Origin of the sequence: Collimonas silvisoli, from assembly GCF_018305005.1 — a bacterium.
Lineage (GTDB): Bacteria > Pseudomonadota > Gammaproteobacteria > Burkholderiales > Burkholderiaceae_D > Collimonas > Collimonas silvisoli.
Window position 1 is genome coordinate 1 of the sequence record NZ_JAGQEG010000144.1, and the last position, 9,000, is coordinate 9,000.

5 protein-coding genes are annotated in these 9,000 nt (G+C 57.7%); all 5 read right to left on the reverse strand.

The genetic code is table 11. The features are described from left to right. Positions 1 to 210: 210 nt before the first annotated feature. Positions 211 to 735, reverse strand: a complete 525-nt coding sequence (gene infC / locus KHU33_RS24425; protein ID WP_211467865.1) for a translation initiation factor IF-3 — start codon at positions 733 to 735, stop codon at positions 211 to 213. Positions 736 to 795: 60 nt separating this feature from the next. Next, positions 796 to 2,703 carry a threonine--tRNA ligase gene (thrS, locus tag KHU33_RS24430; protein WP_211467857.1) on the reverse strand — a complete coding sequence of 636 codons (1,908 nt, stop codon included), beginning with the start codon at positions 2,701 to 2,703 and terminating at the stop codon, positions 796 to 798. 322 nt (positions 2,704 to 3,025) lie between these two features. After that, positions 3,026 to 4,555, reverse strand: coding sequence for an efflux transporter outer membrane subunit (locus tag KHU33_RS24435; RefSeq protein WP_211467859.1), 1,530 nt, complete (start codon positions 4,553 to 4,555; stop codon positions 3,026 to 3,028). 77 nt (positions 4,556 to 4,632) lie between these two features. Then, positions 4,633 to 7,728 carry an efflux RND transporter permease subunit gene (locus KHU33_RS24440; RefSeq protein ID WP_211467861.1) on the reverse strand — a complete coding sequence of 1,032 codons (3,096 nt, stop codon included), beginning with the start codon at positions 7,726 to 7,728 and terminating at the stop codon, positions 4,633 to 4,635. After that, positions 7,721 to 8,878 carry an efflux RND transporter periplasmic adaptor subunit gene (locus KHU33_RS24445; RefSeq protein WP_211467863.1) on the reverse strand — a complete coding sequence of 386 codons (1,158 nt, stop codon included), beginning with the start codon at positions 8,876 to 8,878 and terminating at the stop codon, positions 7,721 to 7,723. Before KHU33_RS24445 ends, KHU33_RS24440 begins: the two co-directional genes overlap by 8 nt. Positions 8,879 to 9,000: the final 122 nt, after the last annotated feature.

A 9,000-nucleotide genomic window follows, 5' to 3' on the forward strand; every position in this document is an offset into this window, starting at 1 on the left:
CGTTTTCATTTTTGGCATGACACTATCTGTCCTTTGAGGACAGCTCCTTTTTTAACATGATTGCAGGTGGCAACATATCGTTACGCTTGGATGCCTGCTCTCACTTGTTTAAACCCAGCCGCACAATAACCACAGCTGGATTTCGCAGCAGAATCTGGTCTGCTGCTTTTGGGCGATCCGGATGATTGCTCATCCGGATCGCCTAAAATCTTACTTTTTCTTTTTAGGCCCGATGATCATGATCATCTGGCGCCCTTCCATTTTCGGCCACTGCTCGACCTGTCCGTACGGCTCCAGATCCAGCTTCAGACGTTCCAGCATGCGTACACCGATATCCTGGTGAGCCATTTCACGGCCGCGGAAACGCAGCGTGATCTTGACCTTATCGCCGTCCTCATCCAGGAAACGGGTCAAATTGCGCAGCTTGATGTTGTAATCCCCATCATCGGTACCTGGACGGAATTTGACTTCCTTGACCAGAATGACCTTCTGCTTCAACTTGGCTTCGTGCGCCTTCTTCTGCTCCTGGTACTTGAACTTGCCGTAGTCCATCAAACGGGCTACTGGCGGCTGTGCAGTCGGTGCGATTTCCACCAGATCAACGTTTGCCTCTTCCGCCAAACGGAAGGCCTCAGCCAGACTGACGATACCGAGTGCTTCGTTCTCGACACCGGATAAGCGCAATTCTGGCGCAGTAATTTCGCCGTTGATGCGATGTGACTTGTCCGTAGCTATTGCAGTTTCCTTTAAAAATCAAATAATTAAGCCGTGCTCTGGCGCTTCGGGTTACCCCGTTCAGGCTTTGGTTTCAACCTCGTTCCTGAGGCGCTCCACCAGTACATCGATAGGCATCACACCCAGATCGACATTGCCCCGCGCTCGCACGGCCACTGTGTTTGCATCCCGCTCTTTATCACCGACAACCAGTATATAAGGCGGCTTCTGCAAAGAATGCTGCCGTATTTTATAGGTAATCTTCTCATTACGCAAATCGGTCTCTACCCTAAACCCTTGTTTTCTCAGCGTTTGCGCAACATTCTGCACATATTCGGATTGAGCGTCGGAGATATTCAAAACAACAACTTGTACTGGAGCAAGCCACAAAGGCATCGCACCGGCGTGATTTTCGATCAGGATGCCGATAAAACGCTCCAGCGAACCGACGATGGCACGATGCAACATGACCGGCACCTTACGGCCATTGTCTTCAGTCACATATTCCGAACCGAGCCGGCCCGGCATCGAAAAATCGACCTGCATGGTGCCGCACTGCCAGGAACGACCGATCGAATCCTTCAAGTGATACTCGATCTTCGGACCATAAAAGGCGCCCTCGCCCGGCAGTTCTTCCCACTCGGCGCCAGATGCACGAATTGCTTCGCGCAAGGCGTTTTCCGCCTTATCCCAGACATCTTCCTCGCCAACCCGCTTGTCAGGGCGCAAGGCCAGCTTGACCGCCACTTCGGTAAAGCCAAAATCGACATAGACCTGGCGCACCAGCTTATCGAAGGCCGCAACCTCGTCCTGCACTTGTTCTTCAGTACAGAAAATATGACCGTCATCCTGGGTGAAGCCGCGCACCCGCATCATGCCGTGCAAGGCTCCCGACGGCTCATTCCGATGACACTGGCCGAATTCGCCGAAACGCAAAGGCAGGTCGCGGTAGCTGTGCAGGCTGGCATTGAAAATCTGGATATGGCCAGGGCAGTTCATCGGCTTCAACGCGTAGCTGCGGTTTTCCGACTCAGTTGTGAACATGCCTTCGCGGTAGTTATCCCAATGACCAGTCTTTTCCCACAAGGAACGGTCGAGAATCTGCGGCGCCTTGACTTCCTGATAACCATTGTCGTTATAGACGCGGCGCATGAACTGCTCGACCTGCTGCCAGATAGTCCAGCCCTTGGCATGCCAGAAAATCAAGCCCGGCGCCTCATCCTGGAAATGGAACAGATCCAGCGCACGTCCCAGTTTGCGATGGTCGCGCTTCTCCGCCTCTTCCAGCATATGCAGATAGGCTTCTTGCTCATCCTTCTTGGCCCAGGCCGTGCCATACACCCGCTGCAGCATTTCATTTTTCGCATCGCCGCGCCAGTAAGCGCCGGCCAGCTTCATCAACTTGAACACCTTCAGCTTGCCAGTCGATGGCACGTGCGGACCGCGGCACAAGTCGGTGAACTTGCCTTCTGTATAGAGCGAGACTTCCTGGTCTTGCGGAATCGAGCCGATCAGCTCCGCTTTGTAGGCCTCGCCGATTGATTCGAAATAAGCGATCGCCTCATCGCGCGCCACCACCTTGCGTGTCACCGGCTCGTCCTTCTTGGCCAGCTCAGCCATCTTCTTTTCAATCTCCAGCAAATCTTCCGGAGTGAACGGGCGCTTGTAGGCGAAATCGTAGTAAAAGCCGTTTTCAATCACCGGCCCGATAGTCACCTGCGCATCAGGAAACAACTCTTTCACCGCATAGGCCAGCAAATGGGCGGTCGAATGGCGAATCACTTCCAGGCCGTCGGCATCCTTGTCGGTGACGATAGCCAGCTCGACATCGCGCTCGATCAGAAAAGATGTATCCACCAGCTTGCCGTCGACCTTGCCGGCCAATGCCGCCTTGGCCAAGCCGGCGCCGATACTGGCGGCGACCTGCGCCACAGTCAGCGGCGCTTCGAATTGACGCTGTGAACCATCGGGAAGTTTGACTGCTATCATTTTGAGCCCCATATCGGCGAGCGCCACTATCGATGGCGCTCCCGGATTGAATGAAATTAATTTGTTTTACAAAAATGCGGACGAAAAAAAACGCGGACCAGCCGCGCTTTTTTCAACAGGAAAAAGGCCTCGACTAGTGTCGCTCACAGATTGTGGTGGTAGTTCGCGGTGTCATAACCGGGATGCCTTTCTCGCTCTTACAGATGCTGAATTGGTTTTAGTTGGCCTGCCGCTAATGATCACAATAGCGACGACAACAGAATGCTATCGATCATACCAGAAAATGGCTGCGGCATGGCAAGTGCGCAAACAGCCATGTTGCTTATTTGCCTAAATGCCGGGTCGCCGGATCAGCTGGGTCAACCGGGTCGACTTCTCTGGCGGCAGTACTAGGCCCAGCCTCGCTGCGATTCCACCAGCCCCCTCCCAATGCCTGAAACAAGGCCGCCGTATCGGCAAACCGCGCCGCCTGCGCCTGCGCCAGATTGATCACCGCTTGTTGATAAGTCTGTTGCGCCGCCAATAGTGTCTGCGGGCTGGCCGCGCCCAGCTGCACCGACTTGCGCGAGATCTCCAGGCTGTGTGCAGCAGCGCGTTCAGCAACATCCTGCGCCCGCAAAGCATCGGCATCGTACTGCAAGGCGCGCAGACTGTCGGCGACGTTCTGGAAGGCCAGGATCACCGTGCTTTTATACTGCGCCGCGGCCTGATCCAGCAAGGCTTCCGAGGCACGCTTCTTATGCAACAGCGCACCGCCGGCGAACAAGGGTTGCGTCAGGCCGCCAACCAGCGCCCACAAGCCTGTACCCGACGTAAACAAATTTCCCATTTCCGCCGCAGCGCTGCCGATATTTGCGCTCAAAGTGATCTGCGGCAGCATGTTCGCGGTAGCGACGCCGACAGCAGCACTGGCAGCGTGCAACTGCGCTTCGGCCGCGCGCACATCCGGCCGCTGTTGCACCAGGCTGGACGGCAGGCTGAGCGGCAATTGCTGCGGCAGACTGAGGCTGGACAGGTCGAATTTCTGCTCCAGTTCCTGACTCGGAAAACGCCCTGCCAATGCGGTCAATCGATCGCGCTGCTGCGCCAGGGATTTCTGCAACGGCGGCAAGCTGGCCTGGGTCTGCGCCAGCGCGGCCTGTTGCGTCAAGACGTCGGCTTGCGCCACATCGCCCAGCGCATACTGACGCTGCAACAACTCCAGCAGTTCGCCCTGAACCTTGAGCACCTCCTGCGTCGCAGCGATCTGCGCTCGCAATCCGGCTTCCTGTACTGCCGCTGCCACCACATTCGAAGTAAGCGTCAGATAAGCCGCCTCCAGCAGAAATTTCTGTTGTTCCGCCTGCGCCTGCAAACCCTCTACCTGACGTCGGTTGCCGCCGAAAGCATCCAGTGTGTAAGAGACGCTGACCTGCGCCGTGTGCAGATTAAACGGCGAACTACCCTGCCCGGCAGACACCGGCTGCTTCTGCCGGGTCGGCGCCAGACTGGCGTTGACGCTCGGATAAAACGCCCCCTGCTGCACCGACACCTGCTCCTGCGCCGCCCGCAAGGCAGCTTGCGCCGATTGCAAATCGGGACTGGCCTTGAGAGCCTCTTCGATCACCGCATTCAATGCCGGAGAATTGAACAATGCCCACCATTGAGCGGGAATGTCCATACCTTCGACAAATTGCTGTGCGTCGCCGCCAAGCGTCGCTGCAGAAGCGGTTTTTGCCGGCAACGGCTCCTTTGTATACCCCTGCACTTGAGGCGCCTCCGGCGGTTTGAAATCAGGTCCGGCAGCGCATCCCGTCAACGCCAGAAACACCGCAAGCGCCGACGTTTTTAATTTGAAATCTATTGTGCTCATGTTTTTACCCGCTAAAGATTTTCCCGACTCCACCGCAATGACTTGCATCGCAGTGGATAGGACTTTGCTCGTCCGCGCTAGCGGCCATCATGTTCCGTGCTTATCCCACGACGCCTTTCAATCCAGCTCTCCAGCGAGTAATAGAAGGCAGGCAGAATGAATAAGGTCAGCATGGTGGCGACAATCAAACCGCCCACCACTACCGTCGCCAGGCCGCGCTGGACGTCGGTGCCGACGCCGGTCGCCAAGGCCGCCGGCAACATGCCTACCGACGCTACGGTTGCAGTCATCAGCACCGGCCGGAAACGCTCGAAAGCACCCGCCAGCACCGCCTCCAGCAAGGCCACGCCCTGGCGCCGGACCCGATTGATATTGGAAACCATGATGATGCCGTTCTGCACCGCCACCCCACACAGCGCGATGAAGCCGACGCCGCTAGCCACGTTGATCGTGCCGTTGGTCACCCGCAGTGCAATCAAGCCTCCCAGCGCCGCCAGCGGCACTACGCCCAGGATCAGCAACGCTTGCCGCAGTTTGCCGAAACCCGCATATAAAATAATCGCCATCAAACCCAGCACCAGACCGAACACGAGTATCAGACGCGATTGCGCCCGCTCCTGGTTCTCGAATTGCCCGGCCCATTCGAGACGATATTTGGTTTTATCGAAATGCACTTTCTGCGCCACTTGCGCCTGCGCATCCTTGTAATACGACAGCAAATCGCGATCCGCGTAGTCCAGGCGCACAGTCAGCTGGCGATGAGTGTTCTCATGCGCAATCGTGCTCTCGCCGGTGGTGGTCCGGATATGCGCCACTTGCGACAGGGGAATCCGTGCGCCGCCGGCAGTCGTCAGCAACAAGTTGCCCAACGCCTCCGGACTATTACGGCTGCTCTTGGGGAAACGCACCGTGACGTTATGCACCTTGTCCGCCAGATACAACTGAGTCACCGGCGCGCCGCCGATGCCGGTCTGAATCAGATTGGCGATATCGGCCACGTTAATTCCCAGGCGGGCGGTAGCAGCACGATCAATATCGATAGACACCTGCGGCACTGGAGGCTCCTGGAAAATCGCCACGTCAGCGGATCCTTTCACCCCGTTCAGCACTTCGACGATTTGATTGCCGATACGGCGCAGCTCCTTGAAATCGTCGCCGTACACGCGAATCACCAAGGGACTGTGAGCGCCACCCACGGCGTCGTTGACGCCGTCGCTGATCGGCTGGCTGATGCCGACGGAAAAACCAGGCAGTTGCGACAGGCGAGCGTTGAGCCTGCGTACAAACTGCTCCTTGGTTTCGCCGTTGGGCCAAGTGCTGTATGGCTTCAACCCCACCGGCACTTCCATGTGCGACGGCGTCCACGGATCGGTGCCGTCATCGCTGCGGCCGAGCTGGGTCACGGCATACGACACCTCAGGGAATTCCAACAGCGTGCGGCGCAATTCACTCGCCATCTCGCTCCCCTTTTCCAGCGACAGACCGGATGGCATTTGCACCTGCAGCCAAAGCGTGCCCTCATCCAGGTTCGGCATGAATTCACGGCCGGTCGCCGCACCCAGCACGATCACGCCGGCCAGCGCCGCCGCGCCAATCCCGTAAGAAACGATCGGCATATTCAACAAGCGGCCCAGGGTTTTCCGGTAACCGGCGCTGAGCCATTCAAGCGGCTTGTTGTGAAAAATCCGGCGCGGCTTGCGCAATGCCATGTAGGCCAGGCCCGGCACCAGCACGATGCTGCACAGCAGAGCGCCGATCAATGCATAGCCCACGGTAAAAGCCATGGGCGATAGCAGCTTGCCTTCGGCGCGTTCGAAAGCGAACAGCGGCAAATAGGCGACGATGATAATCAGGGTGGCGAAGAAAATCGGCCGGATCACCTCGGTGGTGGCGTCGCGTACATCGGTTTCAGTCAACTCTGCTTCGGGCCGAGCCTCGCGTCGGCGCAAGATCGCCTCGGTCACCACAATCGCGCCATCGACAATAATGCCGAAATCAATCGCCCCCAGAGAAAACAGATTGGCGGGCATCTTGGTCAGATACATCATGATGAATACCGTCACCAGCGCCAATGGAATCGTCACCGCTGCCACCAGGGCGCTGCGCGGGCTGCCGAGAAACAGGATCAGGACGATGCACACCAGGCCGATGCCTTCCATCACGGTATGGCCGACCTTGTGTATGGTCAGCTGGATCAAGTCATCGCGATCGATATACGGCACGATCTTGACATCCATAGCCGCCAGCTGCTTTTGCAGTTGATCTACCTTGCTGTGCACATCCTTGATGACTTCCGAGGCATTCTGATATTTCAGCAGCTTGACGACGCCCTGGATGGTATCGGGATTGTTATCCTTGCCGAGAATGCCCTGCCTTTCCTGATGGCTGTATTGCAGCTTGCCCAAGTCACGCACCAGTACCGGCACGCCATTGGTTTGCTTGACTACGACGTTGCCGAGATCGGTCAGGCTGCGCATGTAGCCGATGCCGCGCACGACATAACCTTGTTCGCCGCGCGTGATACGGCTGCCGCCGGCGTTGGCGTTATTGCTGCTGATGGCGGTCGTCACATCGGACAGGGAAACGCCAAAGCGCTCCAGCTGTTTCTGATCGACTTCCAATTGATATTCCATCGTCAAACCGCCAAAGTTGCCGACTTCTGCGATGCCAGGCACCTGCTGCAACTCCGGGATCACGATCCAGCGTTGGATCTCCGACAGCTCCATCAGATTCTTGCTGTCCGATTCCAAGGTATAGCGATAGATTTCCCCGGCAGGACTGGTGACCGAATCCAGGCTGGGCGTAATACCGGCAGGCAGCCCCGCTTGCGCCATGCGCTCGGTGACGCGCTGGCGCTCCCAGTAATCTTCCGCACCGTCTTTGAATGTCAGCGTGATCAGCGACAAGCCGAAAGTGCTGGACGACCGCATATGCACCAGCCCCGGCGTACCGCTCAACTGGCGCTCAAGCGGAATCGTGATCTGCTGCTCGATTTCCTCGGCAGCCAGACCCGGCGCCTGAGTAGTCACCTGCGCGGTGACATCCGACAACTCGGGATAGGCCTCGACCGCCATCCGGGTCCACGAGTAGTAGCCGAACAGCGTCACCATCAGCGTCACCAAAATCACTGCAGAGCGTTTTTGCAGGCAATAACGAACGATCTTGTTAATCATTGAGCAATACCCCACCCTTGATCACAACCCGGTCGCCGACCTGCAATCCCTTTACGATCCGCACGCTGCCGTCTTCTTCGCTGCCGGTTTCTATCGTGCGCCGGACAAATGTCCAGGGCGCGGTTTCGACGAATACCGTGGTGTTTTCGTTATTCATCAGCAGCGCCGACGGCGGGATCGCCGGCACTGTAGCCTGCGGTACGGCAAAAGACGCATTGGCGAACATGTTCGGCTTGAATTTTCCATCCGCATTGGACACGCTGATACGCACCAGCGCCCTGCGCGTGTCCGCCTGCAGCACGTCGCTGACGAAGGACACATAGCCGCGGAATTGCTCGCCAGGGTAGGCTGGCAGGCTGATGTTGACCGCCTGCCCCTTCTTGACCGACGCCAGCATGTTTTCCGGTACGCTGGCGGTAATCCAGACGTTCTCCAGATTGGCAATCGTCATCAATACCGCATTCGGATCGTTGGCGGATTGCCCTGCGCCGATGGCCAGGGTGGTGATGCTGCCGGCACTCGGCGCGATCAGATTCAGGCGTTGGCCGCCGCTGTCGGCGGCAGTAGCGCCGCCGGCGCTGAGCGACTTGAGGCGGGTATCGGCGCGCGCGAATTCGGCCTGCGCCTGCACATAGGCGCTTTCAGTTTGCTCCAGATCCTTGGCCGCACCGGCGCCGGCTTGCTGCACGCCGCGTTGCCGCTCCAGTACCCGCTTCGCCAATTGCAGGGCGTCACGCGACTTTTGCAGATCGGAGGTAGCCTGGGCAAAATCACCGGAAGTCATCACCAGCAGCAACTGCCCCTTGCGAACCCGGTCGCCAAGACCGACTTTCAATTCAATTACTTTGCCAGCAACCGGCGGCAGGATATTAATGGTGCGCGCAGGATCCGCCTCGACTTGCGCCGGCAGCTCAAGCGCATGCGCAGCGTCCAGCGCTGTCACCGTTTGTACTGCAAGGCGCTGCCGCAATGGCGAATGCGCGGGGATCGTGATGCGCTCGCCTTGCCTGGTGAAATTCACGGTCGGTTCCGTATCGGCGGCACGGGCGGAAACCTTGCTGCCGGATTCGACAAAGGCAAGTGCGCCGGCAATCAGTATGCTGACGACAAGAATCGCCAGAGGTTTTCGTTGGAAAATATTCTTGTTCATGATCGTGCTCGTGTTAAGAGTTTGTTGTTCACGTCGGCCCCTAGCGATATCGCTATGCAAAGGGCGGGATGCCATTTTTTCAATCAGGATAGTTGCCAGACATAGCTGGCGGTACCGGTTTG

Bases quoted from the DNA above. Each gene is read 5' to 3' on its own strand.
- thrS (WP_211467857.1), bottom strand. From the start codon at position 2,703: ATGATAGCAGTCAAACTTCCCGATGGTTCACAGCGTCAATTCGAAGCG.
- KHU33_RS24435 (WP_211467859.1), bottom strand. From the start codon at position 4,555: ATGAGCACAATAGATTTCAAATTAAAAACGTCGGCGCTTGCGGTGTTT.
- KHU33_RS24440 (WP_211467861.1), bottom strand. From the start codon at position 7,728: ATGATTAACAAGATCGTTCGTTATTGCCTGCAAAAACGCTCTGCAGTG.
- KHU33_RS24445 (WP_211467863.1), bottom strand. From the start codon at position 8,878: ATGAACAAGAATATTTTCCAACGAAAACCTCTGGCGATTCTTGTCGTC.